The sequence below is a fragment of the Dictyobacter aurantiacus genome, assembly GCF_003967515.1.
In the GTDB taxonomy this organism is placed as follows: Bacteria; Chloroflexota; Ktedonobacteria; order Ktedonobacterales; family Ktedonobacteraceae; genus Dictyobacter; species Dictyobacter aurantiacus.
Genome location: NZ_BIFQ01000001.1, coordinates 4,379,674 through 4,405,601, shown reverse-complemented (window position 1 = coordinate 4,405,601; position 25,928 = coordinate 4,379,674). Strand labels below are relative to the sequence as shown.

The 25,928-nt window shown below is 55.5% G+C and carries 20 protein-coding genes; 19 read left to right on the top strand and 1 reads right to left on the bottom strand.

Annotated elements, in window-relative coordinates; all coding sequences use genetic code 11:
- The first annotated feature begins 230 nt into the window (after positions 1-230).
- The 14 genes from KTT_RS17715 to KTT_RS17645 all read left to right on the top strand — a co-directional run bounded on the left by KTT_RS17715 (position 231) and on the right by KTT_RS17645 (position 19,698).
- Positions 231-1,790, top strand: a complete 1,560-nt coding sequence (locus KTT_RS17715; RefSeq protein ID WP_160145948.1) for an HD domain-containing protein — start codon at positions 231-233, stop codon at positions 1,788-1,790.
- Positions 1,791-1,909: 119 nt separating this feature from the next.
- A complete protein-coding gene (locus KTT_RS17710) occupies positions 1,910-2,794 on the top strand; it encodes an NAD(+)/NADH kinase (protein ID WP_160145947.1) in 885 nt (294 codons plus the stop codon).
- Between the two features lie 15 nt (positions 2,795-2,809).
- Complete coding sequence (gene recN / locus KTT_RS17705; protein ID WP_126597254.1) at positions 2,810-4,750, top strand: DNA repair protein RecN; 1,941 nt, start codon at positions 2,810-2,812, stop codon at positions 4,748-4,750.
- Between the two features lie 30 nt (positions 4,751-4,780).
- Positions 4,781-5,815: an NAD(P)/FAD-dependent oxidoreductase gene (locus KTT_RS17700; protein WP_126597253.1), complete on the top strand. Its 1,035-nt coding sequence runs from the start codon at positions 4,781-4,783 to the stop codon at positions 5,813-5,815.
- A 28-nt stretch (positions 5,816-5,843) separates the two neighbouring features.
- On the top strand, positions 5,844-6,440 hold the full coding sequence (locus KTT_RS17695; RefSeq protein ID WP_126597252.1) for an NUDIX hydrolase: 597 nt from the start codon (positions 5,844-5,846) through the stop codon (positions 6,438-6,440).
- Between the two features lie 728 nt (positions 6,441-7,168).
- Entirely contained in the window at positions 7,169-7,636 is a 468-nt protein-coding gene (locus tag KTT_RS17685; RefSeq protein ID WP_126597250.1) for a GNAT family N-acetyltransferase, read from the top strand.
- A 284-nt stretch (positions 7,637-7,920) separates the two neighbouring features.
- A complete protein-coding gene (locus KTT_RS17680) occupies positions 7,921-9,402 on the top strand; it encodes a glycosyltransferase family 87 protein (protein ID WP_160145946.1) in 1,482 nt (493 codons plus the stop codon).
- A gap of 396 nt (positions 9,403-9,798) precedes the next feature.
- Positions 9,799-12,027, top strand: coding sequence for a tetratricopeptide repeat protein (locus KTT_RS17675; RefSeq protein ID WP_126597248.1), 2,229 nt, complete (start codon positions 9,799-9,801; stop codon positions 12,025-12,027).
- 42 nt (positions 12,028-12,069) lie between these two features.
- Positions 12,070-14,079 (top strand): tetratricopeptide repeat protein, encoded by a 2,010-nt coding sequence (locus KTT_RS36555; protein ID WP_126597247.1) that lies wholly within the window; start codon positions 12,070-12,072, stop codon positions 14,077-14,079.
- Positions 14,076-15,380: a class I SAM-dependent RNA methyltransferase gene (locus tag KTT_RS17665; protein ID WP_126597246.1), complete on the top strand. Its 1,305-nt coding sequence runs from the start codon at positions 14,076-14,078 to the stop codon at positions 15,378-15,380. Before KTT_RS36555 ends, KTT_RS17665 begins: the two co-directional genes overlap by 4 nt.
- Positions 15,377-16,042 carry a Maf family protein gene (locus tag KTT_RS17660; protein WP_126597245.1) on the top strand — a complete coding sequence of 222 codons (666 nt, stop codon included), beginning with the start codon at positions 15,377-15,379 and terminating at the stop codon, positions 16,040-16,042. Before KTT_RS17665 ends, KTT_RS17660 begins: the two co-directional genes overlap by 4 nt.
- Complete coding sequence (gluQRS, locus tag KTT_RS17655; RefSeq protein ID WP_126597244.1) at positions 16,039-17,004, top strand: tRNA glutamyl-Q(34) synthetase GluQRS; 966 nt, start codon at positions 16,039-16,041, stop codon at positions 17,002-17,004. Before KTT_RS17660 ends, gluQRS begins: the two co-directional genes overlap by 4 nt.
- 174 nt (positions 17,005-17,178) lie before the next feature.
- On the top strand, positions 17,179-18,159 hold the full coding sequence (locus tag KTT_RS17650; protein WP_126597243.1) for a LacI family DNA-binding transcriptional regulator: 981 nt from the start codon (positions 17,179-17,181) through the stop codon (positions 18,157-18,159).
- A 45-nt stretch (positions 18,160-18,204) separates the two neighbouring features.
- Positions 18,205-19,698, top strand: coding sequence for an MDR family MFS transporter (locus KTT_RS17645; protein WP_126597242.1), 1,494 nt, complete (start codon positions 18,205-18,207; stop codon positions 19,696-19,698).
- Positions 19,699-19,781: 83 nt separating this feature from the next.
- On the opposite strand, the gene KTT_RS17640 is transcribed toward KTT_RS17645, so the two are convergent.
- The gene (locus KTT_RS17640) at positions 19,782-20,267 is read right to left on the bottom strand and encodes a hypothetical protein (protein ID WP_126597241.1); all 486 of its coding nucleotides are present in this window, start codon (positions 20,265-20,267) and stop codon (positions 19,782-19,784) included.
- A gap of 1,074 nt (positions 20,268-21,341) precedes the next feature.
- Between KTT_RS17640 and KTT_RS17635 the strand changes: the two genes are divergently transcribed.
- From KTT_RS17635 to KTT_RS17615, 5 genes are all read left to right on the top strand, one after another.
- Positions 21,342-22,406, top strand: a complete 1,065-nt coding sequence (locus tag KTT_RS17635) for a mechanosensitive ion channel family protein (protein ID WP_235845849.1) — start codon at positions 21,342-21,344, stop codon at positions 22,404-22,406.
- A gap of 148 nt (positions 22,407-22,554) precedes the next feature.
- Positions 22,555-23,187, top strand: a complete 633-nt coding sequence (gene nadD / locus KTT_RS17630; protein WP_160145945.1) for a nicotinate-nucleotide adenylyltransferase — start codon at positions 22,555-22,557, stop codon at positions 23,185-23,187.
- 6 nt (positions 23,188-23,193) lie between these two features.
- Positions 23,194-23,418, top strand: coding sequence for a DUF951 domain-containing protein (locus KTT_RS17625; RefSeq protein WP_126597238.1), 225 nt, complete (start codon positions 23,194-23,196; stop codon positions 23,416-23,418).
- A 115-nt stretch (positions 23,419-23,533) separates the two neighbouring features.
- The gene (locus KTT_RS17620; RefSeq protein ID WP_126597237.1) at positions 23,534-24,976 is read left to right on the top strand and encodes an MFS transporter; all 1,443 of its coding nucleotides are present in this window, start codon (positions 23,534-23,536) and stop codon (positions 24,974-24,976) included.
- A 63-nt stretch (positions 24,977-25,039) separates the two neighbouring features.
- Complete coding sequence (locus KTT_RS17615) at positions 25,040-25,867, top strand: hypothetical protein (RefSeq protein ID WP_126597236.1); 828 nt, start codon at positions 25,040-25,042, stop codon at positions 25,865-25,867.
- The last annotated feature ends 61 nt before the right edge of the window (positions 25,868-25,928 follow it).

Below are 25,928 nucleotides of genomic sequence, written 5' to 3'. Positions count from 1 at the left end.
AGTTCGCTGCTGACTGAGCATATTCTTACTATACATGGGACTATCAGGAATGACAAGCTATCACACGCCCATATTGTATGTTGGAGTCGCGGAGGCGCGGTGCGCCTCCGCGACTCCAACATACAATAAACATCCCCACCAGTCTACAGGTAGACAGGGATGATACTATAATGCAGAGATCGCAGACGGAAATTGATTTATCTCTACCTATATATTCTGGTGAGCAGGGGATGACAGAAAAAGAACAGGCCCGCGCCGCGTGGGTCTTGCAGGCATTGCGACAAAGCTGCCAGCTACTGAAAGAGTATGAACAACCGGTCTACCTGGTAGGAGGCTCAATGCGCAACCTCCTGCTGCAAAGACCCTGTGTAGATTGGGATATCGTCACATCAGGCAATATTCCTGACCTGGCTCGTCGCCTGGCAGATCACCTGGGTGGCTTCTACGCACATATGCATGAAAAGGCCAGTCGCGTCATCGTCAAGCATGAGCAGCAAGAGCTGACGCTGGATATCTCGCCGCTGCAAGGGTCTGACATTCGGGAAGACCTGGCGAAACGAGATTTTACTATTAATGCGCTGGCCGCCCCCTTTACGGGGGTAATCGCGCTCATTGAGCGGTCCGCATCACCAGGAGAGCTACGTGCCTCCCTATCTGAAGCCATTATCGATCCTCACCAGGGACTGCGAGATATCGCGACGCAGACGCTGCGCGCCACGACCGAGACGGTCTTCCAGCAAGATCCTTTGCGCCTGCTGCGCGCCATGCGCTTCGCCCGGCAATACCATTTGACTATAGAAGCAGAGACAGCGCGCTACATCGCTCGCGATGCCTCCCTGCTCCTTCAGGTAGCGCGTGAACGCATCCACGAAGAGCTCTATGCCCTGCTACGGCCCGAGGGATCTTATGAAAACCTGCTCTTCCTGGACACCCATCACCTGCTCACCGCCCTGATACCAGAACTGGAGCCGGCGCGCGGCATGGCCCAGCCCAGTCTTCACCACTGGGATGTCTTTGATCATTCTCTGGCATCGGTCGAGATGCTGGAGAAGCTGGGCACGCTCCTGCAACAATCCCCAGAAGAGGTGCGGTGCTCGGAACTCAATGCAGGCGAGCACGACGATCTGTTGGAGCTCCAGCAAATGCTGCAGGAGGCGGAACAACAGGGGATCTTCTCGTTCACCAGGTTGCTGTCGCCGCCGCTGAAGGTTGCGGCTCTACTACATGATATCGGCAAGCCGATCACGCAGGCGGTGGATGAAGCGGGGAATATCACGTTCTATCACCATCCGCAGGCAGGCGTGCCGCTGGCGCAACAGATTACGCAGCGCCTGGGCATCAGTACGCAAGACAAAAGGCTGATTCAGCAAGTGGTGGCGCACCACATGCGACCGGGACAGCTAAGCAGCGCCACGGTGACCCCCAGAGCCATTCGGCGCTATTTCGTCGACATGGGGCCCAACGGCATCTACGTGGCCCTGGTCTCGCTGGCCGATCACCTGGCTATGCGCGGACCCGAGCCACTGACCATTCACTGGCAGCGCCACCTGGCCACGGTGCGCACCCTGCTGACGCGCTACATCCGCGAACGTGAGCAGATCTTGCCGCCGCGCCTGATTCAATCCGAAGAGCTCATCCGGCACTTCCAGCTACAGCCGGGTCCACTGATTGGTCAGCTGCTGGAAGCCATTGCGGAAGCGCAAGCAGAAGGCGAGGTTCATTCTAAAGAAGAAGTGCTCTGGTTCACGGAGGAAAAGCTCCAACACATACGAGCCCAACAGGAAAAATAAGAACATTCATACTAAGGACCTAGTTGACAATACACGCCCCATGGCGTAACATTACTGAGGCTAAACATGTAAGGGCGGCACATCGTGTTCGCCCTCGCTTGCCAATTGGAGAATTTTTAGTGAAGAAAATCGCGATTTTCTACCAGGGACGTAAGCAAGCTTCGTCCAGGTTCGCAGCCCAACTTGTAGAAACCCTGCAGAAACAGGGCCATTCGGTCCGTGCCATCGATATCCATCAAGAAGGCCTTGAGTCAGACGTTGCCTATGACCAGGATTCATTCAAAGATGTTGACCTGATACTGGTCCTGGGAGGCGATGGTACGATCGTACATGCGGCCCGCATGTGCGCGAGTACGGGCACGCCGATTGTCGGCGTTAACTTTGGACGGGTCGGCTTCCTGACCGAGATGGAACCAGACGATATAGCAACCGACCTGGGCTATTATCTTAACGGTGACAGTTCCGTCTGGGTAGATGAACGCGCGATGCTTCAAGCGGTCCTGGAGCAAGATGGTCAGCGCGAGGAGTTCCTGGCGCTCAACGACATTGTGATCGCTCGCGGCACCTGGCCACGGGTCGTACAGGTCTGCGTCTGGGTGGATGATTACTACTATAATACGAGTTACGCAGACGGCATCATTATTTCGACCGCCACAGGCTCCACAGCCTATAATATGGCGGTGGGAGGGCCCCTGCTCCATCCACAGGTACAGAGCATGGTCCTGACGCCGATTGCTGCCCACCTCGCATCCGACCGGTCGCTCATTATCCAGCCAGAGGCAACCATCAAGCTACAGATATTTACCGGCTCACAGAATGGCGTATTCTCGGCCGATGGTCAACTCAATCGAGAGATCAAGGACGGCGCGATCATCACAGTCCGCAAGAGCCAGCATACAACCAGGTTTCTCAGGCGCCGACCGCCAACGTACTTTTATCAAATTATCAACGCGAAGCTGAAAAACGATAACCTGACTGCTAACGATACAAATCACGCACATTGAGTTAACGATTAAATCATGCTAATTGAGTTAACGATTAAAGATTTCGCTATTATTGACCGCCTGCAGATTCGCCTGAACCGTAATTTTAACGTGTTCACCGGCGAGACAGGCGCGGGTAAGTCAATCATCATTGATGCAGTCAATGCATTACTTGGTGGGAAGATCGGCGCCGAGTTTGTTCGCGCTGGTTGTGATCGCGCAACCGTCGAAGGGGTATTCTCGGTCGGCGCGTTGCCACAGCCACCCACCGATTGGCTTCCATTTGAAGAGGACACAGAGGCCACCGGAGCCGATGGCTCGCCTCTGCTCACCCTGATAGAGCACGCCGAGCACAGAGCCACCAACGGAAACGGGGCCGCGCAGAGCGCCGATGCCCTGGTCGCCCTGTCCTCGCTCTTACAGGAGTACGACCTCTATCCCGAAGATGGGCAGTTGATCCTGACGCGCGATATTTTTCGTTCCGGACGTACTGTTGCCCGCATTAATGGGCGTGCGCTCTCCTTACATATTTTGCAGCAGGTCGCCAGCTGGCTGGTAGATATCCACGGACAGAGCGAGAACATCAGCCTGCTACGACCCGACCAGCATATTAATTTTCTGGATCGCTACGCCGAGACGCTACCACTGCGAGAGCAACTGGCTGAGAAAGTTAGCGAGTGGCGCAACGCGCGCAAGAAACTGCTCTCCCTGCAACAAAATATCCGCGAGCAGGAACGTCGGGCGGAATTTTTGCGCTTCGAGATTGAAGAGATTGAGAAGGCCAACCTGCGTCCCGGTGAGGTAGAAGAACTGGAAGAGGAACGCAAGATCCTCAACAATGCCGAGCGCCTGCGCGAACTGTGTTCGCATATCTATGGCTCCATCCAGGGATCAGAGATGGGAGGAGATGGCTTCCAGGCTGCCCTCGACCAGATCCGCCAGGCCCAGCGCTCATTGAGCGAACTGGTACGGCTGGACAAAACCATGGAGGAGTACGAGGAGGCGCTGGCCGGGGCCATCTACCAATTGGAGGACGTGGCGACATCCATCAGTAGCTACGAAGCGGACATCGAGGACGATCCCAATCGGCTGGCCGAGGTGGAAGAGCGCCTGGACCTGATCACCAAGCTAAAGCGCAAATATGGCGATACCATCGAGGAGATCCTGCAGCATATGGCCGATGACCAGGCAGAGCTTGAAACGATCGATAATCGCGATGAACTGATCATCAAGCTGAAGCGGCAAGATGGCCAGTTCCGCCGCGAGATCGGTGCCCTGGCGCAGGCGCTGTCGGAGCGGCGCTCAGAGGCCGCCCAATCCCTCTCCCTGGCCATGGAAGAGCAGCTCAATGATCTGAATATGCGCCGTGCTCGCTTCCAGGTCGAAATTGTCCAGATGCCCGATGGACAGGGCGTTCCGGTCACCCTCAATGGTCAGGAAGAGCAATACTACGCGTGCGATCTCACCGGAGTTGACCGGGTTCAATTCCTGATCGCCCCCAATCCAGGCGAGCCATTCAAGCCGCTGACCAAAATCGCCTCCGGCGGTGAGACATCGCGCTTAATGCTGGCGCTGAAGACGATTCTGGCCGACGCCGATGCTACGCCAACCCTGATCTTTGACGAGATCGACGCTGGTATCAGCGGTCGCAGCGGCCAGGTGGTGGGCGAGAAGCTCTGGCAGTTGACAAGCAACCACCAGATCATCTGCGTTACCCACCTGCCACAGATTGCCGCGTTTGCCGACACCCACTACAATGTGAATAAGCAAATCTTCGATAACCGCACCATGACGATTGTCAACGAGCTACGGCCCGAGCAACGGGTACGCGAGATCGCCCATATCATGGGCGGCAACGTCACCGATATCGCCATGAAGAGCGCCGAAGAGATGCTGGGCCGGTCCGACATGTGGAAGGCCAACTGGCTGCGCCAGAAGGGCAGATCGGAACAGGCCAGGGAATCAATTGAACGCTAATCAGGCGCGTATCGCGCTAGAGGATCAATTATGCCATCGGTAGCCATTCTAGGAGCTGGCATGAGTGGGCTGGGTGCAGCCCACTCACTGCAGGACGCCGGATATACAGTGACGCTCTTTGAGAAGAGCCGTGGCGTCGGAGGACGCGCGGCCACCCGCAGACGCGCGGGCTTTATCTACGATCATGGCGCCCAGTATATTAAAGAGGGGACGCCAACCAGCCTGGCCTGGATTACTGAACGCTTTCGTACACCTGATCTCATCGACATCCAGAAACCCGTCTGGATCTTTAACGGGCAGGGACAGATTCAGCCGGGGGACGAAAAACAGAACACCGAACAAAAGCTGAATTATCGTGGCGGCCTGACAACGCTTCCAAAAAAGATGGCGCAAGGTCTCTCGATTCAGTTTGAGACGCGCATCACCAATGTGCAGCAAGAAACAGACGGCTGGCGGCTCTACGATAGCGCGGGCTATGACTACGCGGGCTTCGACTTCCTCTTTATTACACTGCCCGCTCCCCAGGCGACGAAACTCATCCAGAACAGCCAGATGGCAACGGAGCTCAAACAGGCCATCGTACAGCGGCTTGCCCCCGTCCGCTATAATCCATTGCTCTCGATCATGCTGGGCTATCAATCGCGGCCGCAGACGCGTCCCTACTATGCCCTGGTCAACACAGATAAGCAACATCCTATCTCGTGGTTGGCCTGGGAACACGAGAAGGCGGCCGAACGTGTTCCACCAGGAGCGGGCATGCTGATCGCGCAGATGGCGCCCGAGTATAGCCTCGCGCATATGGAGGGCGAGGAGGGGGAATGCGTCCGACAGGTCGCGCGGCTGGTATCCCAGTTGATTCAGGAAGAGCTACCGGCCCCGATCTTCACCGATCTTCAGCGCTGGCGCTATGCCCTACCATCTCAAAAGGCGGATGGCGACCAGTTGAACGCACTGACACTACCGCAGCGGCTGGCCTTTAGCGGCGACGCCTTCGTCGGCGGGCGGGTGCACCTGGCGCTAGAGCATGGTATAATGGTGGCGCAGCGGCTCATCAGTCAGCGCTAAACCGCCAGAGAAATAGTGGAGTTCTTCAATGTTTTCAACGTTGCCCCAGACCATTCAGGACGAACTGGCACAGCTCGTTCAACGCTATGGCCAACCCATCGTGCAATCCGCCGAACTACAGATCCATGAAAGCTTCGACCCATTAAGCAAAACGGACCGCTACGGCGAGGTCTGCATGGTCATCCGGCGCAAGAATGGTCGGCTGCTCACCATGATCAAGACCTTCTATCCTGAAGGAGCATATCGACTGCTCACCGGCGGCATCAACCACGGCGAATACGTCTTTGACGCCCTGCTGCGCGAGACCCAGGAGGAGACCGGCCTGCAGGTCGAGGTCAAACACTTCCTGGCCGTCGCCACCTATCACCTGGAAAACACCAATCAGACCCCCGCCTTCTACACCTTCGCCTTCTTGCTGGATGAGTTGGGTGGGACCCTGGGCGCCATAGATGAAGACGAACAGGTAGGTGAATTCCGCGAAATCGCACCTGAGGAGCTCCCAACATTAGCGGAGCACCTGGAACGCCTCGGCGATCAATACAGCGAACAGATAGGCGGCCGCTGGGCCTACTGGGGACGCTTCCGCGCCGTCATCCACCGCCTCGTCTGGCAAGCCCTCCAATAAACGGGGCATGCAACCGCCTTTGGGAGGAGAGATGGTACCGTTGGGGGAACGTGCACGCCCGGGCGCGGGGCCGCTTCGCGACAAGCGCCCGCAAGGGGCGCACCTACGGGCCTTCTCACCCGGACACGGGACCGCTTCGCGGCAAGCGCCCGCAAGGGGCGCACCTACGGGGTCTCGCCCGCCAGCTTCCCAGAAGCGGGGTGCAGGAGCAGCAGGAATCTCGCCCTTTCCAAATAAACGGACGGCAGTTCCGCCGCAGGCGGCATTCAAGAAGCAGGGTGCAGGGGCGGCAGCCCCTGACTGGGGGACCGGGGGCTGTGCCCCCGTCACCTCCCCTTCCCCTCGTGCCGCCGCAGGCGGCAACGAAATCGCCGCAAGGCCGAAACCACAACGGTCCTGTTTATCGGCACAGATAACACATGTATGCTATAATTTGAATCATACAGCAGACAACACCTGTTTGTCTGACTTGAATCTATCAAGGGATATATCCATGAGCAAAAAATACACCAGCACAATTCTATTGTTTGCTGTCTTTATTGGATTCTTTATCTGGGGCGTTTTTATGCTCCGCGACACCCTTACAGCATCGACTAAAGACGGCGAGAGTATTGTTTACGCGATCATGATTCTTGGCTGTTCCCTTGCAGCATTGGTCGCTATTTTGAGGTTGCCCAGAAAACGGCATTCGTAAGCAGGCAACTGCTAGATACCAGGGATACACATATATGACAGATCAACTACCAACAAAGACGTTGGTCATCCGCATCGCCACACCCGAAGATATCGTCCACATCGATCATCTCGACAGCTTCAGTGCATCGCCTACGCGCCACATTCACCGCGAGATGCATAAGTACTTTGGCTCGGTTGACCCTTCGACGCATGAACATACCATTATTTTTCTGGTGGAGGTAGAGGGTGAGGTAGTAGGAAAAGCAGAGCTGATGATTCCTCCTCAAGATGCCGTGCAGGCTATCGGCTACGTGAAGCGCGTCATCATTCACCCCGATCATCGTGGCAAAGGCTATGCCCGTAACGTCATTGAGCACGTTATCGCCTATGGACGCAACGAGCTAAAACTACACGCCATCGATCTGCACGTCTGGGATCAAAACACATCCGCCATCCGTCTATATGAAAATCTGGGTTTCGAGCTACAGCATCGAGAGTTGTATTACCGTTTATCACTATAATTTTAAGGGTAGACGGGCACAAAAGATCAAGGAAAGCTCAATATTTCCTCAAGGTCGATAACTGTCTACCACAAGTTGTGACGGATTTCCGCTTCCCTTCGTTCTAAGATGTGGACTTAGAGAACACGTCTATAATTATGGTTATAGTCGGGCGGTATACACTGCTTGTTTTCTTGGTACTTCGATGGGAGGTAAGAGCGCAGCGCCCCGAACTCATCATTTAGTTGTGCACTGTATGAATAACTAAATTTGCACGCGTTATGCATGGGGCAAAGCGCGAGGATATGGTACAGCGATCCGTAGTAGAACAAACCACTCACTTAAAAAATAATAAACATCTTTTTCAATACAGATGGATGCAATACTTTCTTTCAGACGATACATCGTATGCGCAGCGTCCCGTCATAGAACTGCAACGACGAGCTACATGGATCGCTGTCGCCATTCTGTTTCAAGCCTCAAATGAAATTCCGCATATAGCAGATGTCAACGCGTTGATCCCTTTCTTCCTGCTACTAGGCAGTTTCTGGGCCCTGTGGATGGCGTTGCGTCCAACCCCCAAACAGGTGGTAGAGGAGCAGGAGAAGCCCGGAAGCCGTCCGGTGCATACCTGGCAACGAGTCGTGCTGATCCTGACGTTCCTGGTCACTATCGCCGGCATGTTCCAGTTTGGGCGTGGCGTCGTCGAGTGCTTTTCGGCGCCCCAGTTTTCAAATGATGGTACTTCGCTAGATACTAATGCCGCCATCTTACTGGTAGAGGGACGCAATCCCTATAGCGACTCCAATATTCCCGAGCTCTTCCGGCAATTTGATATTAGCCCGAACTGGACGACACCGTTACGGCAGGGGCAATTCGCTGATCGCCTGGATTATCCAAGCATGTCAGAATTGCGATCCGTTTTAAATACCTCATTGAAATCTGGTACCGTCCCCGAGTTCGAGGCGAAAGTGAGCTATCCCGCGCTCTCGTTTCTGACGCTGGTGCCCTTCGCACTATTTCAGAATTACAACGTGTTGCCGCTGTATATGCTCTCTTACCTGATGATCGTTATCCTGGCCTGGAGGGCAGTGAAGCCAGCGTTACGCCCCTGGGTGGTCCTGCTGGCCATCGCCAATGTGCCGATGTGGGCCTCAACGATCGGCGGTAACCTGGACATCTTCTATACGCTACTGCTGATTGTTTCCTGGCTCAAGCGCGACCAGCGCTGGATATCAGCCATCTTCTTCGGGCTGGCCCTGGCGACCAAGCAGATCGCCTGGTACTTCGTGCCCTTCTATCTGATTATGGCCATTCAGCACTATGGATGGAGGGATGCATTCTATCGCATGGTGATCGCGGGCGGCCTTGGCCTGGCAATCAACCTGCCCTTTATCATGTGGGACTACCATTCATGGTTCGCGGGCGTGATGGCTCCCGTTGCTGATCCAATGTTCCCGATGGGCGTTGGCCTGATCAGCCTGAGCACATCTCACCTGCTCCCCTACTTCCCTACCTGGGTCTATACGGTCCTCGAACTGGGAGGAATGGTAATGACCATCGCCTGGTACTGGCGCATCTGCCGCAGCCGTCCTGAGGCAGCGATGCTCCTGGCGGTACTACCACTCTTCCTGGCCTGGCGTAGCCTGTCGTCGTACTTTTATTGTGTCGCCTTTCCGGTCTTCATCCTGGTCTCAGCACAGACGAAGCCCGTGCGACAATACGCCTTTGACTATCTGCGCGCACGCAAGCAGACCGGGCAGTTGCGCTCAACGGTGCAGGTATAGTTAGTTAGTATTCAATACTAAGGATAGGTCTGGCTCTCACGGTCATCGTCTGTAGCCTGCATGGGTTTTCGCACCTGCGGTGCTCAGTATGTTTGACTTCCGTCATGTTGAGGTACTTGGGCCCTTTTCAAGTAGAGGTTTTCAAGGGCCTTGCCTTTGAACCCGCTTGTGCCGCCTGACGGCGGCACAAGGAGAGGGAAAATCAGGGGACACCCCTGAAACCCCGCCATGGGCTGCCCCCCGGACTCCGTTCCAAAAAACCTATACCTGTAAGGTACTTGCGCCACCCGCACGGGCCCTCACTTACCTCACTCCGATTCGCTCGTCTCGACTCTTCTCCTGCTTCGTGGTACAATCGACAGGATAGTGAGTCGTAGTGAGGAGTAAAGAGCAACCATGTCCGCAAAAAAAAACGCCGATGTTCATCTCACATCCGAGGAGGCTGAACAGGTTGAAAACATACAGCAACAATATCCAACCATCGCTACCCGGCTGCATGAGAGTAAAGATCAAGCTCAGGTCGGGGCTGCCCTCGCAGAGATCTTCGCCCTATCCGAGGCCGCGCAGTTGGCGCTGGTAAAGTCCCTGGCCAAAACCAACCGGGCCGATGGCGCCGACATCCTGGTCGCCATCAACGCGGTTAGCCCCAACAAAGAGGTTCGCAAAGAGGCGCGCCGAGGTCTGCTGCGCCTGGAGTCATCAAAGGTCACCCCTCATTGGAGCGCCCCGGTCGCTCAGACGGCGGCAGTCCAGCTCAACGTTTCTAATCCTCCACGCTTCTGGAAAGGTCTCGCCACCCGCTCACGCGAGCAGGGCGAGATGCAGGTGACGCTGTGCTGGGAGATGGGCTATGAGTACGGCGAAGCGCGTATGCTCAGCTTCCTGCTGGATTTCTGGAATGATGGTGTGAAGGACTTTATGGCCGAGACTGGCACCAAACGCCATATCGATGAGCACATCAAGAGCTTGCATAAAATGGCAACCGAGGTAGAGCTGGTCCCCTGTTCATCAGGCGAGGCGAAGCGCTTGATCGAAGAGGCGCTGGACATCAATGCCTGGCGCGGCACCCAGCCTCATTCAGACTACCGGGCCCAGCAGTCGCTGGTGAATAAAATGCTTCTCCAGACAGCTGAGGCCAACGGAGACAGCGGTCAGACGTTTATCGCGCCCGATATGGAGCCGCAGGAGGTAGCGGCCAACTTTATTGGTGCCTGGTCGTTCGGCGACTACGGTCTGGCCTACGACCTGCTCACTAGCAACAGTCCGGTGCGCGATAACCTGACACGCGATGAGTGGATCGAGCAACATCGCACCTGGTTCGATGAGGCGCATCCGACACGCATGGAGCTCAGCTTTATTCACGAACGTGAGCAACCACAAAGCGCCATCTGGCTTCCGGGCGCGGCCACCGGTCAGCGCGGCTCCACCAATAAGCAACTGGAGATCGGCTGGTCCCTTGAGTTGCTGGAGACCCCCCTCAGTGGCACCATCAAAGAGATGCCGATGGGCACGGCCGTCAACAAAGAAACAGGGCGGCACTGGTTCTGGAATACGTATACGTTGACCCGAGAGGGCAACGCATGGCGCATTCAGCAGATCAAGGATGAGGGGGTCGCTTTACAGGGTGTAACCATCGACCAGTTGCAGCAGCGCATTAAAGCGTATGAAGAGGTCATCGACCAGGCGCTCAAGCAGCAGGACAGGGATCCCGAAACGTTTATGGAGGAGATGTCATGGCGCCTGGGTCAGATGCTGCATTTCCACGACGCGCTAATCGCGCAATTGCCACTGGATTATAATGCTACTGAGGACGCATATAGCTGCTCGGTCCTCACCGGCAATCCCGAACGGATGATGGTATATCTTGAACGCATGGCACAGCGCTTCCCCAACAATAAGGCCGATACCCTGCGTCGGCTGGGAGCAACGCTGGCTGAACTGGCCTTCCGCTTTGATCGTCCCGAGTTCAGGGATCGTCACCAGCATCTACTGCAGCGAGCCGAGGAGAATTTACGTGAATCGGTCGTAGTAGATAACAGCGCCACCAGCCATTCACTGCTGGGCGAGCTCTTGATAAGCCTGGATCGCAATGAGGACGCACGCGAGGAATTCATGAAGAGCCTGGAATTACTCTCCAAGGAGAAGCCAGAGCCCGCGCTTGAAGCCTCGATTGAGGCCGGTCTGGGCAATGTGGCCATGCGTCAGCAGCAGCCCGAAGAAGCCATACCCCACTTCCGGCGCGTCGCTGACCTCCAACCACAATACCCTGGCGTCTGGTTTAGTCTGGGCTTTGCCAATCGCTTGCTAGATCGACTTGATGAGGCTGAATCGTATTACCAGAAGTCCCTGGCGGAAAACCAGACTGATATTCGCATCTATAGTGAACTCACAGCGATTTACATGCAACGCTCTGATTCTAACAAGGCCCAGATGCTGTTAGAGGGGGCATTACGTCAATATCCAGAAACGGCTTACCTGCATGCATTACTGGCCTCTGTATTGGCAGAGAAAGGTGATCGGCGCCAGGCACAGCGGCACCTTGAGGAAGCTGAACGCATTGACCCAGAATCAGACTTCATTCCAGCGGTGCGCCAGCAAATCGCCAGTATGCGCAAACGCGTGTAGCGTGATGCCTGATCAAGAGTAAGGAAAGGATCGTAATTCATTATGACTGACCAGGATAAACAGAACAAGGGACCCGAGGGAGATGTGGCACTCCTACAGCAATTTGAACAGATTGCGCGCGCCTTAAACGCCAGTGAAGACCCGGCCGAAGCCAAAGCGCTGCTAGAACCATTTACCAGCCAGCCAGAAAATGTCCAGATCGCCCTTCTCAAGACCCTGGGCACCATAAAAACGACGGCCGCCGCCGATATCATCCAGGCGATCAACGCGCTGAGCGACAATAAAGAGATCCGCAAAGAGGCTCGCCGACGCCTGATTCAACTCGAAAATGAAGACGTCTATGCTGAGTGGACCATACCAACAGGCCCGACGCTCACAGAGACCATTGAGAGCTTTACCCAGAGCGATGAGCCCGAGGAAGATTCATTCATGTCCGAACTCCAGTCCCTCTTTGGCCAGGCTGAGGGCCTGATGGGGGCGCCCGAGCACCTGGATACGGTGACCGAATTTCTGCAGGAATGGGGCAATCAGCACTATGATGAGGTGGCTGGCTACCTTTCAAAGGAAAGTCCCCTGCGCGAGGGACTCTCGGAGGAAGACTGGGTGGCACGTCGCCAGTCCTGGGCTGAAAAGGTACGACCCGATGACCTACAGATCTCTTTTATCGAACCCATTGAAGATGAGCAGGGACCCGATATCGCCCAGGTCGATGTAGGCTGGTCCATCCGGCTTACTCCACAACCAACGCTCGCCGTGCCAGAATGTCCGCAGCCGACCATCTCCTTTAAGGAGACCGGGCGAGGCTGGTTCTGGACGCGCTATACCGTCGTCTTTGAAGATGAGGAGTGGCGCATCCACGATTTCACCAACGAGGCCGCCAGGTTAAATGAGCTTTCGCTAGAAGAGCTCCAGCAGAGCATCGATAACCTCAGCAGTGAAATTGAGGAGATCAGCCAGGATATCGAAGACGAGACCGAAGAGCTCGAAGAGGCAGAAGAGGATGTAGAAGACGAGGAGGAAGGCGAGGATTGGGAGGACGAAGAGGAGGAAGAGGAAGAGGACCTGGAGGAGATGCAGCTCCTGGCCAGCACGCTTGGCAACATGAGCTCGATGATTCGCATGATCGTTCAGCTCCTGCACCATCACGATGCGCTCATCGCCAAAGCCCCGCAGGAAAACGAGGAGATCTTCAGAGAGTCATTTGATCTAGCGGGTGGCATCGCCGATGTCGAGCGCGCGGCCTGCTACGCCCAGTTGATGGCGGAAAAACTGCCAGAGAGTCGTGGCGAAGCATTGCGCAACCTCGCCTATAGCTATCATGCTATCGCGGCCCGCTTCCACAACAATGATGACCATGAGGAAGAGGAACGCTTCGATAATATGGTCGAACCTACCATTCGTGAGGCGTTGCAGGTGGCGGATACCCCGGCCAACCATGTCTTGCTGGCCACCATCCTCATCCAGCACGAAGAGAAGCTGGATGAAGCGGAGGCGCACCTGCGCGAGGCCCAGAAGGGTCCTTTGACACAAGAGGATGCCGTTGATGTGGCGATGGGACTGGCCGAGATCGCGATGCAGCGCGAGGATAACGAAGAGGCCCTGAAACACTTCAAGGAACTCTCCCGTCTGACACCTGACGATGCCCAGGTCTGGTATCGCATCGGCTACCTCCAGCACCAGATGGAACACTTTAAAGAGGCCAGCGAAGCCCTGCAGCGCAGCATTGAGATGGCGCCCGAACTGACCGAGGCCTATACCGAACTGGCCAGCATCTACCTGGTACAGGGCAACGCCAAAAAAGCGCTCGAAGTCGCCCACGAGGGACTGGACAACAATCCCGATGCCGCTGACATGTATGCTACAATGGCGCTGATTTATATGCAGAGTGGCGACTTCCGTAGCGCCGATCGCTATCTCAGCAAGGGTGAAAGCCTGGATAGCGACGACGAGTTCCTACAGGAGGCGCGCGCGCGTTACAACGCAGAGTCTAAACAGCGTCGTGGACCACAGGGTCCGAACAAATCCAAAAGTCGCAAAGCAAAGAAGAAATGACACAGATTCAAGAAGAACGCACGATCACCTATTATACCGTCGAGCTGGGTGCGCTCTCCCGCGATGGGCATGCCACAGCCGAGATCAGTGAGCAGAATGAGGCAGGCGAGGTCCATACTCGCCTGCTCCAGGTACCGGCGGGACTCCCCGGCGAGCGCGTAACGATCGCCGTCGAGGCACCACCAACGCCCAGGCCGGGCCGCAAACGCCGCCACTGGAAACAGCGGCCACCACGGGTCTGGATCACCGAGCTCCACGAGACGTCACCCCTGCGCATCCAGGCCCCCTGCCCGGTCTTCGGCACCTGTGGAGGCTGCCAGATCCAGCATATGCGCTACACGGCACAACTGGAGTGGAAGCGCGAGGTTGTACACCAGCTCTTACATGAAGTCGGACAGTTCACCGATCCTCCGCTGCTGGATACCGTGGCCTGCGATGATCCCTGGCATTATCGCAACCATATGCGCTTCTCCGTCAATCGCGAGGGGCAGGCGGGCCTGACGGCACGCGGCTCGCATCGCGTACTGCCTCTAGAGGAATGCCCCATCGCCCACGAGCAGATTAATCGTGCCCTCAAGGTGGTCAACCAGCACGTCAATCCGCGTCCGCAGGTCCTGATCCGTTGCGCGACCGCCAATAACCAGATGCTGATCCAGCCAGCTCAGAGCGAAGAGGTGCGTCAGCAGATGGCGGAACAGGGGATTGAGATTCAGGCCGAGACGATGGAGGAGGTGCTGGGGGGACAGAGCTTCCGCATTCGGCCCAGTTCGTTCTTCCAGACCAATACCGCCCAGGCCGAGAAGATGGCTCGCATGGTGCTAGATGGCTTGCTGGCTGACCAGCCAGAGGAGAAGATCCGTCAGATGACGGTGGTCGACGCCTATTGTGGAGTGGGAACATTCGCCGCCCTGCTGGCTCCCCACGTGGGTAAAGTGATCGCCATCGAGGAATCCGCCAGCGCCATTAAAGATGCGCAGTGGAACATGCGCGCTGTCGAACACGTTGAGATCATCAAGGGCAAGGTCGAGGATATGCTGCCGGGCCTCTCGGCGCGGATCGACGGCTTCGTCATCGATCCTCCACGCGCCGGCTGCCAATCAACAGTGCTGGATGCATTGATCCAGAATCCGGTGGCGCGTATCGTCTATGTCTCGTGCGATCCATCGACCCTGGCTCGCGACCTCAATATTTTGTGCAATGTGAGCCAGGCCTATCACCTGCGCTCGGTGCAGCCGCTGGACATGTTTCCCCAGACCGCTCACATCGAGAATGTAGCCGTATTGGAGCGCACAACCTTATGACAACGACACAGCTGCCTCTACTGCTGGCCTCCGCCTCGCCCCGCAGACGACAGATCCTGGCCAGACTTGGACTGCCGTATATCGTCAGCGTCGCTCCTGGCGATGAGGATGCCGCCCAGGCCCACTACCAGGGACCGATCGATGGGCTGGGCACATGGACCGCGACCCACAAGGCACTGATGATGTTCACCAGACCGGAAGCGGCCAATCACCTGGTCATCACATCCGACACCACTGTCATTCTGGATGATCAGGAGTTGGGCAAACCGCGCGATGAGGAGCATGCCCGCAGCCTGCTGCGCTCGCTGCGCGGACGCTGGCATCGCGTCGTCACCGGCGTGGTGGTCAGTACGATGGTCGATGGGCAGTTGCGCATGCAGGGCGATAGCTGCAGCACCCCGGTCCTGATGCGTCCCTACACGGATGAAGAGATCGACGCCTATATCGCCACCGGCGATCCCATGGACAAGGCCGGGGCCTATGGAATTCAAAGCGCCAGCTTCCAACCAACCGAACGCATCGCTGGCTGCTATTTAAACGTGGTCGGCCTGCCCCTGTGCACGTTGGTGCGCCTGCTGGCAAAGTTTGATGTCTATCCCGCCAGCCAGGGAGACGCGCATAGCGCCTGCCCCTGGTCGGAGCTGTGTCAAATACGCGAATGACTGAGATCGTACGAGGGCGCTACGCGCCCAGTCCTACCGGCACGCTGCATATGGGCAATCTGCGCACCGCGCTGCTGGCCTGGCTCTTCGCCCGCAGCGCCAGAGGCGAGTTTATCCTGCGCATTGAAGACCTGGATCAGCCACGCATGCAGCCGCACGCCACGCAGCAGATGCTTCAGGATCTACGCTGGCTGGGGCTGGACTGGGATGAGGGGCCGGAGGGCGGTCCATATGCTCCCTACATCCAGAATGAGCGACTGGAGATCTATCAGTGGTATCTGCAACGCCTGCGGGACGCGGGACTGGTCTATCCCTGCTACTGCAGCCGGGCGGAGATCCAGCAGGCGGCCGCGCACCTGCCCCCCGGCGTTGATGGGGGGGCGCGCTATCCCGGCACCTGCCGCCAGTTGAGCGAGCAGCAGAGACGCCAGTATGAACGGCAGGGACGGCGTCCCTCGCTGCGCCTGCGCGTCCGCGATGATACCACCATCACCTTCACCGATCTTGTGCTGGGTCCACAGCAGCAGCAGGTACAACAGGCGATCGGTGATTTTATCCTGCGCCGGGCCGATGGCATCTTTGCCTACCAGCTGGCGGTGGTAGTGGACGACGCCCTGATGCGCCTCAACCAGATCGTGCGCGGGGCCGACCTGCTCTCCTCGACCGCGCGCCAGATCATCCTCTATCAGCTGTTCGGCTTCCCCATTCCCACCTTCGCCCACGTCCCCCTGATCCACAACGAACAGGGACAGAAGCTCTCCAAGCGCATCCAGAGCGCAGGACTGGCCCCTCTGCGGACCAGCAACTACACGGCGGAAGATGTCATTGGCCTGCTCGCCCACAGCTGTGGCCTGCGCGATACCGCAGAGGCGATCAGCGCGATAGAGCTGGCCGCGTACTATCGCCAGCAGCCCGCGACATCGCTCTATGAGCGCCTACGCCCCGGCCCACACACAGCATAGCCAGCGCGTCTCGGGCAGAAGCACATCAACGTGGGCGTCAGACTCCTCGAGTCGAATCACGACCTCGGCCTTCATGAATACCCGTAAACTCAACGTCTACAGGAGGCGACACAGGTTGACTTACACGTGTAAGTAATATATAGTTTAGGTAAAGTATGGGCTGAGGAGTAGGAAATGGCAGAAAAAGGACCACGGCGCGTGACGAGTGCCGATGTGGCGCGGGCAAGTGGTGTCTCGCGGGCCACGGTTAGCTACGTGCTCAATAATGATCCACGCCAGAGCATTCCTCCGGAAACGCGTGAGCGGGTGCTGAAGGCGGTTGAAGAGCTGGGATATAGTCCGTTTAGCCCGGCGCGCACGCTGAGCAAGGGGCAGAGCGATCTGATACTGGCGGTGCTGCCTTTCGAACAGGTTGATCCAGACCTGGCACGCACATTGAAAGATCTGGGAACACGGCTCGCCTCCCACGGCTTTACCTTGATCTGGCATGTGGGCGAGCAGAGCATGACCGGGCGGGCTCATCCCGCCTTTCACCTGACGCCAGCCGCCATCCTTTCGTACGTGGATGAAAACGACGCGACGGCGGCCGCATTTCTGCGGCAATTCAATGTTCCGGTGATCGCAAAAATGTCCAGCGAGATTAATCGGCAGCGTGTCGGTAGAACGCAGGTGGTCCACCTTGCTCAGAGAGGCGTGAGGCGCATCGTTTTCGCGGCCCCTGAACGTCAGGACGTGCAATGGCTGGCGCAGGGACGGCTGGAAGGCGTGCGCCTGGAATGTGAGAAATATGGCCTGGAGCCGCCCATAGTCCAGACCATACCACCCGATCGCGCGGCGGCACGGACCAGCGTACAGGATGCGTTGAACAGGATAGATGGATCAGTCGGCATTTGTTGCTATAACGACGAGGTAGCCTTCGCGGTACTGGCGGCTTTAACCGATCTGAACATCAAGGTGCCAGAGACGGTGGCCGTCATTGGCTGCGATGACATTCCCCTGGCCCAGTTCAGTCAGCCACCATTGACCACTATTCGCTTTGACAACAGCCGGTCAATGATGGGGCTGGTAGACAATATTCTGGCCGTCATTAGCGGACAGACACCCACGCCAATGCCTGCCGATCAACTTTCAATTATCGCCCGCGCTTCGGCATGAACTGGCACGGTAGCGCAACCCGGGAGAGTCTGGGAAAGGAAGAGCATGTCTGATATTACTCGTTCAAAAATACATCTCGCCGATAAATGGTGGGTAGCCATCGCCGTCTCTCTCGGCATGCTGATGAGCCTGATGGACGCCACGATCGTCAATGTGGCGATCCCCAGGATGGAGCACGACTTCGGGGCCAGCATCCACGATGTACAGTGGGTGGTGACGATCTATATGATCACGCAGGCCGCGGTCATCCCGACGGCGCCGTACCTGGCCGCGAAGTTCGGCGCCAAGCGCGCCTATGTGTGGACGCTGATGGCCTTTCTACTCGGCTCCATCCTGTGTGGCTTCGCCTGGAACCTGCCCTCGTTGATTCTTTTTCGCCTGATCCAGGGTATCGGTGGAGGGATCCTCTTGCCGCTGGTTATGACGCTGCAATATCAGGCCTTCGCGCCGCACGAGCGGGGTGTGGCCACCAGCGTCATCGGTATTCCGATGCAGTTCGCGCCAGTCATCGGTCCCGCGCTGGGCGGCTACCTGGTCAGCGCATTCGGCTGGCAATGGGCCTTCTTTATCAATATCCCGCTGGGCATTATCGCCATCACGGTAGCGCAAAGAGTGCTGCGTCATACACCCTCACAACCGCGTACCCGCTTCGATCTGCCCGGCTTCCTCACAGCGGTCCTTGGTAGCGTCACCCTGCTCTACGCGATCTCGGCCATTACCAGTGGAGATAGCAGCCTCAAAAATATCCTGCTGTTCCTGGCTGGCATATTCATCATCTTCGCTTTTATCACCATCGAACTACGCACGCTGAAGCGCGGACTGATCCCGCTACTCAATCTCCGGCGCTTTCGTGACCGCACCTTTGCCTTCAGCACCATCGCACTGGTTTTCAGCAGCTTCATTATGTTTGGCCTGCTCTTCCTCATTCCCATCTACCTGCAAAATCTCCACGGTGAAACGGCCCTCAATGCCGGGCTGATCCAGATGGGGCAGGCACTGGCGGTGATCGCCATCCTGCCAGTGGCTGGCAGGCTTTCCGACCGCATCGGGCCGCGCTCGGTAGTTATCGTGGGTCTGGTCATCCTGAGTGGGACGGCGGCGCTGATGATGACGCTGGCCCTGCAGACACCGATCTGGATCATCATTGGGATCCTGGTCTTGCTCGGCAGCTCATTCGGCCTGAGCCAGCAGATTCCGGTGGCCGCCATGTCGCGCATAGATAAAGAAGAGCACCAGGAGGTCTCCAATGGCTCAACCCTGATCACGGTACTGAGGGCTGTGGCGGCCCCGATGGGCGTAGCTATCCTCTCCAGCATCGTCCAGGAGCGTAGCCTGTACTATATGGATACGCTGTCGGCGCAGGGTGTGCGAGGCGCGCAGCTGCAGCAACAAAGCTCCCTGCTGGCCATGCACCAGAGCTTTCTGGTCGCCGGAATCCTGGGACTACTGGCAATGCTCGCCATGTTCTTCGTCCCCAGACGCAATAAAAACAAGCAAGAACAAACGGAGCCTGCTGCTATGGTTGAGATGCTTAAATAAGTAATTACCTGGTACAAAACATGCCCGCATAAAGGCGGACATGTTTTGTACCAGGTAATTACCTTGCCAGCTTCAGACCACAATTACTCCTCGGTAAAGGCATCCTGGATGTATTTGGCGTAGGGATGAGGCGTTGTCAGTATATAGCGTATCGTGGCAATGAAGAATATGACCAGCAAAATAAGCAGAGGAAAGATAACAATAAATGCCACGACATATTCAATAATATCAAAAAGCATTCCGTTCTTATCTTTCAAAAGATTCTCGCTTCTAAATCCACTAGATGAAATGTACATTATCACCCAGGGAAAAATATAAGTTAACCCTCTGACCAGATATCTATTTGACTGCCAGGGGACTTTCTCCCCATGTTTACGAGCGGCGAGTACTTCTTTGCCACCCGCAAAGATAAGCGGACCCCCCCATAGAAGCATCAGAATGCCCTCCAGAGTAAATGTTAGAGAGAAAAGCAATGCAAGCTGGTGCAAAATGAGGGCCGCAATCACCGCACAAAGACTGCAAAGCACAATCAGAGATAAAAACAGGTTCCCCTTTTTCTTCAGTGACATAGCTACATTACTTTCTGATAATAATCTATTTGCATGATGAGATGCTGAAACCGATTATATGCTATTTACTGAGCAATTAAAACAGGATAGAATAATTCAAGGTGTAGATCGGACCCTTCCGAGCATTGAGCATATGTGATCAGCATATCTAAAAAGAGGACAGCGAACACGTTCAGGGATGCATCAACTGTGTATCAATTTCTTGATAATTTAAAGTATGGGGGACGTATTGAGCATATCAGTAGAAGAAATCAGTAGCCACATCAGGCAGGGAAAGGTACCTGCTGATTGGTCAGTCTGGCAACCACCACCGATCTCACCTGTGTTGTTTATACTGTTGGGTTGTATTTATGCAATATGCATGCCTGTTTATTGCACTATAGCATCCGCACTCATCATCATGCTTATACATCAGACAGCTTTGATCCAATCAAGTCCCTGGCCTATGTTTACCACATATCCCATACTAATAGTGCTTACGATAGTGTGCACTGTACTTGCAACATACGCTGGCTCCCGGGGAGTATGGAAACTTGAAAAACATGATCGGGACATGTTGCTGGTATCGCTACCCAATGGATTTATCCAGTATAAGCATTGGAGCGATATACATAAATCCAAAGCTACCATAATCGAGTATAGCCGTATCAAGTCAATCAAACCTCAGCCAATATTGGCTGGAATTCAACTCCACATTTGCGATAGAAATGGACATACGCAAAAGGTAAAAATCAGTTGGAAATATAGTAGTACCTCATATGCAAACAGCATGGGCCACATGCATATTCTCAAACAAATCATGGAGGATTATCATCGTTTCCAGGCCAACAATACCGTTGACCTTCAAGGGTAATCCCGCAAGTCGCCATCAAATATCCCTCCTGGTACTGGTGGTCGATACGACTCTATCTGGTGGGGTATGTACACTGGTGCTTCTGGCAGCAGTACTAAACGCATGCGGAGAGACTGCGGAAAAATAGCTATGGTATAATGCGGCTAAGAATGGATTGCCGAATAAAGATTTTCAGAAGTTATTTTCCAGAAGTTTGATGAGGGTTGGTTTTCGTGTCGTGTATGCTGCTTGTCTTAAATACTATTGCAATAACTCCTGATGCTACCCAACAAATGAATTATGCCTTTCAGCTTGGCATTGGTATTGCGACTATCCTCGCGGCTTTCGGCCTGGGTCTCTTGCTCAGGCGTCTGCTGGTGCACCGTCTGCATAAGACCGTACTGGATAACTGGATTATCCAGACGCTGGGCATCGCGGTGGTGGTCATTCCGACGCTGCTGGGTGTTACGGGCGCGGTGGCGATCTTTAACGCCTCATTTGTTCTCTCTACCCTGACGGAGAACTTCTTTTCCAGACCCGCTCTAGCGATCAATACTTCCTGGAACCTGGTTGAGACTGTGCTCATCCTGGTGCTGGGTAACGGAGTCGCCAGAACGGTACGCGCCATGATGACGCGCAGCCTGGGGGCCAGCCGGGTCGATATTAACATGCGCACCCTGTTCGCGCGCGTCCTCTATATCATTATCCTCTCCATTACGGGCTTCTTCATCCTGACCGTCTGGAATGTGCCTATTGGTATCCCGGTGGCGGTATTGAGTGCCTTTACTGTAACCCTCACCGTGGCCTTCCAGGATATCTTGAAAAACCTGGTGGCCGGCTTTTACATTCTGGTCGAACGACCTTTTTACATCGGTGACCAGATCAACATTACCTCAAATGCGATCACCTATATTGGCAAGGTAGAGGACATTCAATTGCGTGCCACGCGGCTGCGCCTGACCAGCGGCGAAGAGGTCAGCGTCCCCAACCTCTTTATCTTCAGCAACGCGGTCATCAATAATACCCACTTTGGTGAGCGGCGCTCGCTGCTGATGCTGACGATGCCGCAGGAGAACTTTGATCGCGATGAGACCAGCAGCAAGATCCTGCTACTGCTCAAGAACTATCAGGAGGTCATGCCCAAGCCTGATCCAACGGTGATGGTCAACAGCTATGAAGGCGGGAAGGTTTCTCTGCAGATACGTTTCTGGGTCGCTACGGGCCAGGTGATCGATATCTCCACCGTCGTTTATGAACTGCACAACCTCTTTCCCAACGCCGATATCAGCGTCAAGGAACCAATCTAAGAAGGTGTTTTGTGTGTTGGTGGGGCAGGGGCGTATTTGCGCCCCTGCCCCACCAACACACAAAACACCTTCTTTCCACCTGAACCTGGATATGATAAAATCCGGGGAAGAAGAAAATGATCATTCGCAGAAGGGGGAGCAGCCAAAGGTGGGTACACGATCAGTTGGCTTAATGGGGGGCACCTTCGACCCGATTCACCTCGCCCATTTAATTGTGGCGGAGGAGGTGCGTTACGCGCTCAATCTCAACGAGATGGTTTTTGTCCCCGCTGGCGAACCTCCACATAAAATGAACCGCACCACAGCGCCAGTAAAAGATCGGCTGGCCATGGTTGAGATGGCGGTAGCCTCAAATCCCCATTTCAGCGTCTCGCGTGTCGAGGTGGATCGATCGGGTCCTTCCTACCTGGTAGATACGTTACGCCTGCTCAAAAAACAATGGGGACAGGAGACGGATCTTTACTTTGTGATTGGCTGGGATAGCCTGGAAGACTTCCCTACCTGGTATAAACCGGCTGAGATCCTGGAGCAGTTGAAGCGCCTGGTGGTAGTCCATCGTCCGGGCTATCAGGAAGATGAAGCGTATAATCAACAGTTGGAGACCCGCTTGCCTGGACTGCTACAAAAGGTGTGCCTGGTGGCCGCGCCGCAACTGGATATCTCATCTACCAACCTGCGGCAGCGTATAGTAGAAAACCGGCCCATCAAATACCAGGTACCAGCCGAGGTTGAGGCATATATCCAGTCCCACCACCTCTATCAACACCGTACAGAAAGCTAGATATTCATGGCACCAATGCAATTTGCGATCGGAGACCGCTTGCGGCTCCGTAAAAAACATCCCTGCGGCAGCTTCGATTGGGAGGTGGTGCGGCTGGGAGCTGATATCGGATTGCGCTGCGAAAAGTGTGGGCGGCGTATCCTCTTACCGCGTTCAGAGGTAGAACGCCGCGTCAAACAGGTGCTCCCCCGCCTGGCGCCCTCCGAAATCGATGCTTTTGATGAAGAATAATACGCGAAGAAACAGCGCGGAGCGCCCTCGCCCCTTGCGCCTTCTTGCCTAATCCCTGTATACTCAGCGATAGATACAAAAAGGTTTTTTCGTATAACGTACAAGGATAAGGCAAATGGCAATAGCCCAATCGAACAAGGGTTTTCTCACTCTTCTCAAGAAGAGAAACTTCCTGCGACTCTGGCTGGCTCAGCTTATCTCCATGACCATTCTCAACGCGACGAATTACGCTTTGATTATGCTGATCAACAGTATCGTCCCCCATTCCACCATTATGATCGGCCTGGCGATTATCTGCTTTAGCGTCCCGGCCGTGCTCTTCGGGGCGCCCGCCGGCGTCTTCGTGGACCGTCTTGAAAAGAGGCGCGTGCTCTGGACCAGCAACTGTCTGCGAGCCATTGTCACGTTGATATTTGCATTTGTGCTCCTGGCCCAGCGGAGCAGCGTACTCATTCCCATCTATTTATTGACCTTTATCGTTTCGGCCATCGGCCAGTTTTTTACGCCAGCTGAAGGCTCGGCCATCCCGATGCTGGTGGATGAGGATGAATTGATGCCGGCGCTCTCGCTGTTTAATATCACATTCATGCTCTCACAGGCGATCGGCTACGTGCTGATGGCCCCGTTGGCCATCGCGCTACTACCCACATTCACATTGTTCAGCATCCCGATCGACGCGTTCATTCAGCTCTATGCCATCATTGCCATCCTCTATTTAATATGCGCTGCACTGATCGTATCGATTCCACGCGCCAGCTTCATTCTACGGGGCGATACACAGGCCGAGACTGTTCCAGACCTGGCCGCCGAGACCATCAGCATCGTGCGCCAGATGCAAAACGAGATGAAAGAAGGCTGGCACTTTATTCATAAGCGCCGGTCCCTGCTGCTGGCGGTCGTGCAGCTCTCGTTTGTGGGCATCCTGATCCTGGTAATCGGGCAGATCGCAACACCAATTGTGACGGATCTGCTCAATATGAACGCCAATTTGATGGCGCTGGTGTTCGCGCCGGCCGGCATTGGGCTGGTGCTGGGCTCGGTCTTGATGCCCCGGGTCACACGCCGCCTGGGAAAACTGCGCACGATCCTAATCGGCAATATTGGCCTGACGATCGCGACCCTGCTCTTGCCGCTCTCAACAGTCTTCGCGCGCTGGCTGGAGCCCCAACACTGGAATAAAGATCCCTGGCTGCTGGTCGCTATGGCTGGCTGCATGTTTATCGCTGGCGTCGCGCTCGACTTCGTGAACATTCCAGCCCAGACGGCGATGCAGGAACTAACGCCAGAGTGGATCAAGGGCCGTGTGCTAGCCCTACAACTTGTGCTGTACAATGCATGCTCTATTCCAGTTATCCTGATCATCGGTATACTCTCCGATACCTCGCTGCATATTGATCGTGTGCTGTATCTACTTTCAGGTAGTATACTAATTTTCGGCATCTGGAGCGTTTACTACGAACGGCGGCATCCGACTGTATCAATAGCGCAGAATGAACAGCTAGCGGAAAACGAGGAGGCACCATTGACCACAGTACCAGGTAGAGGAAATGTTGATTGAGGAAACAAATACGTATACAATATTGGTTGAGATAAAGCGGACAGAAGTAAGGATTGGAGAGAAATGACACCAGAGACCAAACTTATGGAGCAGGTTGCTCCATATCAACCCTGGCTCATTATTGCCGGAGTTTTTGTTCTCTTTATCTTGTTACGCATGACGCGCAAGGCGCTGCGCCGGCGCGTTGATGAATTCGGCTACCGCACTATGCGTGAAAAAGGTCTGCTGATCTGGTTCTGGCTCAATGCGCCGGGCGTCATTGTGCATGAGCTCAGTCACGCGCTGGTCGTGCTGCTCTTCGCGCCGTTCGGATTTCGCATTACCAGTGTGACCCTCTTCCGCATCAGGCCGATGGGGCAGCGCGTGGGGAATGGACGCGTCGTCCGGCGCAATGGGCCGCAATCCCTGCAACTGGGAGAGGTACAGTACGTGCGCCCGCAGGGACGGTTCATGAGCTATGTCGGTGATGGTTTCAGCGGCGTGGCCCCCCTCTTTGGTGGTACCGCGGCCTTTATGTTTCTCTATTGGGTCGCCACCGGCTATACGATCTGGGATATCCCCTTCGATGTCGCCCATCAGCAATGGCAGATTATTCGCGCGGGCTGGCCGCTGTGGACTCTGATCTTCGCTCCCTACCTGATCCTTTCAGTAACCTCCGAACTATGGCCCAGTCACCAGGACTGGCACGGTGCCCGCTGGTTCGTGCTGACACTGGCAGCGCTGGCGACCCTCTTTGTGATCGTCGTCTGGTACACACAACGCTTCGATGATCTACTGGCGGTCGCCACCTTTATCTCTTCGCGCATCGACTTTGCCCTATCGGTCCTGCTGGTCCTGGATCTCGTCTTCCTGATCATTGCCGAAGGGTTGGTGCGCATGGTGCGCTATTAAAGAGGAATAAAATTGATGCAAGACCACGGGTGGGGGCGAATGCCCCCACCCGTGGTCTTGC

Coding starts and splice junctions, on each gene's coding strand:
- KTT_RS17715 (WP_160145948.1), top strand. CDS start 231: ATGACAGAAAAAGAACAGGCCCGCGCCGCGTGGGTCTTGCAGGCATTG.
- recN (WP_126597254.1), top strand. CDS start 2,810: ATGCTAATTGAGTTAACGATTAAAGATTTCGCTATTATTGACCGCCTG.
- KTT_RS17700 (WP_126597253.1), top strand. CDS start 4,781: ATGCCATCGGTAGCCATTCTAGGAGCTGGCATGAGTGGGCTGGGTGCA.
- KTT_RS17695 (WP_126597252.1), top strand. CDS start 5,844: ATGTTTTCAACGTTGCCCCAGACCATTCAGGACGAACTGGCACAGCTC.
- KTT_RS17685 (WP_126597250.1), top strand. CDS start 7,169: ATGACAGATCAACTACCAACAAAGACGTTGGTCATCCGCATCGCCACA.
- KTT_RS17680 (WP_160145946.1), top strand. CDS start 7,921: ATGGTACAGCGATCCGTAGTAGAACAAACCACTCACTTAAAAAATAAT.
- KTT_RS17675 (WP_126597248.1), top strand. CDS start 9,799: ATGTCCGCAAAAAAAAACGCCGATGTTCATCTCACATCCGAGGAGGCT.
- KTT_RS36555 (WP_126597247.1), top strand. CDS start 12,070: ATGACTGACCAGGATAAACAGAACAAGGGACCCGAGGGAGATGTGGCA.
- KTT_RS17665 (WP_126597246.1), top strand. CDS start 14,076: ATGACACAGATTCAAGAAGAACGCACGATCACCTATTATACCGTCGAG.
- KTT_RS17660 (WP_126597245.1), top strand. CDS start 15,377: ATGACAACGACACAGCTGCCTCTACTGCTGGCCTCCGCCTCGCCCCGC.
- gluQRS (WP_126597244.1), top strand. CDS start 16,039: ATGACTGAGATCGTACGAGGGCGCTACGCGCCCAGTCCTACCGGCACG.
- KTT_RS17650 (WP_126597243.1), top strand. CDS start 17,179: ATGGCAGAAAAAGGACCACGGCGCGTGACGAGTGCCGATGTGGCGCGG.
- KTT_RS17645 (WP_126597242.1), top strand. CDS start 18,205: ATGTCTGATATTACTCGTTCAAAAATACATCTCGCCGATAAATGGTGG.
- KTT_RS17640 (WP_126597241.1), bottom strand. CDS start 20,267: ATGTCACTGAAGAAAAAGGGGAACCTGTTTTTATCTCTGATTGTGCTT.
- KTT_RS17635 (WP_235845849.1), top strand. CDS start 21,342: ATGCTGCTTGTCTTAAATACTATTGCAATAACTCCTGATGCTACCCAA.
- KTT_RS17625 (WP_126597238.1), top strand. CDS start 23,194: ATGGCACCAATGCAATTTGCGATCGGAGACCGCTTGCGGCTCCGTAAA.
- KTT_RS17620 (WP_126597237.1), top strand. CDS start 23,534: ATGGCAATAGCCCAATCGAACAAGGGTTTTCTCACTCTTCTCAAGAAG.
- KTT_RS17615 (WP_126597236.1), top strand. CDS start 25,040: ATGACACCAGAGACCAAACTTATGGAGCAGGTTGCTCCATATCAACCC.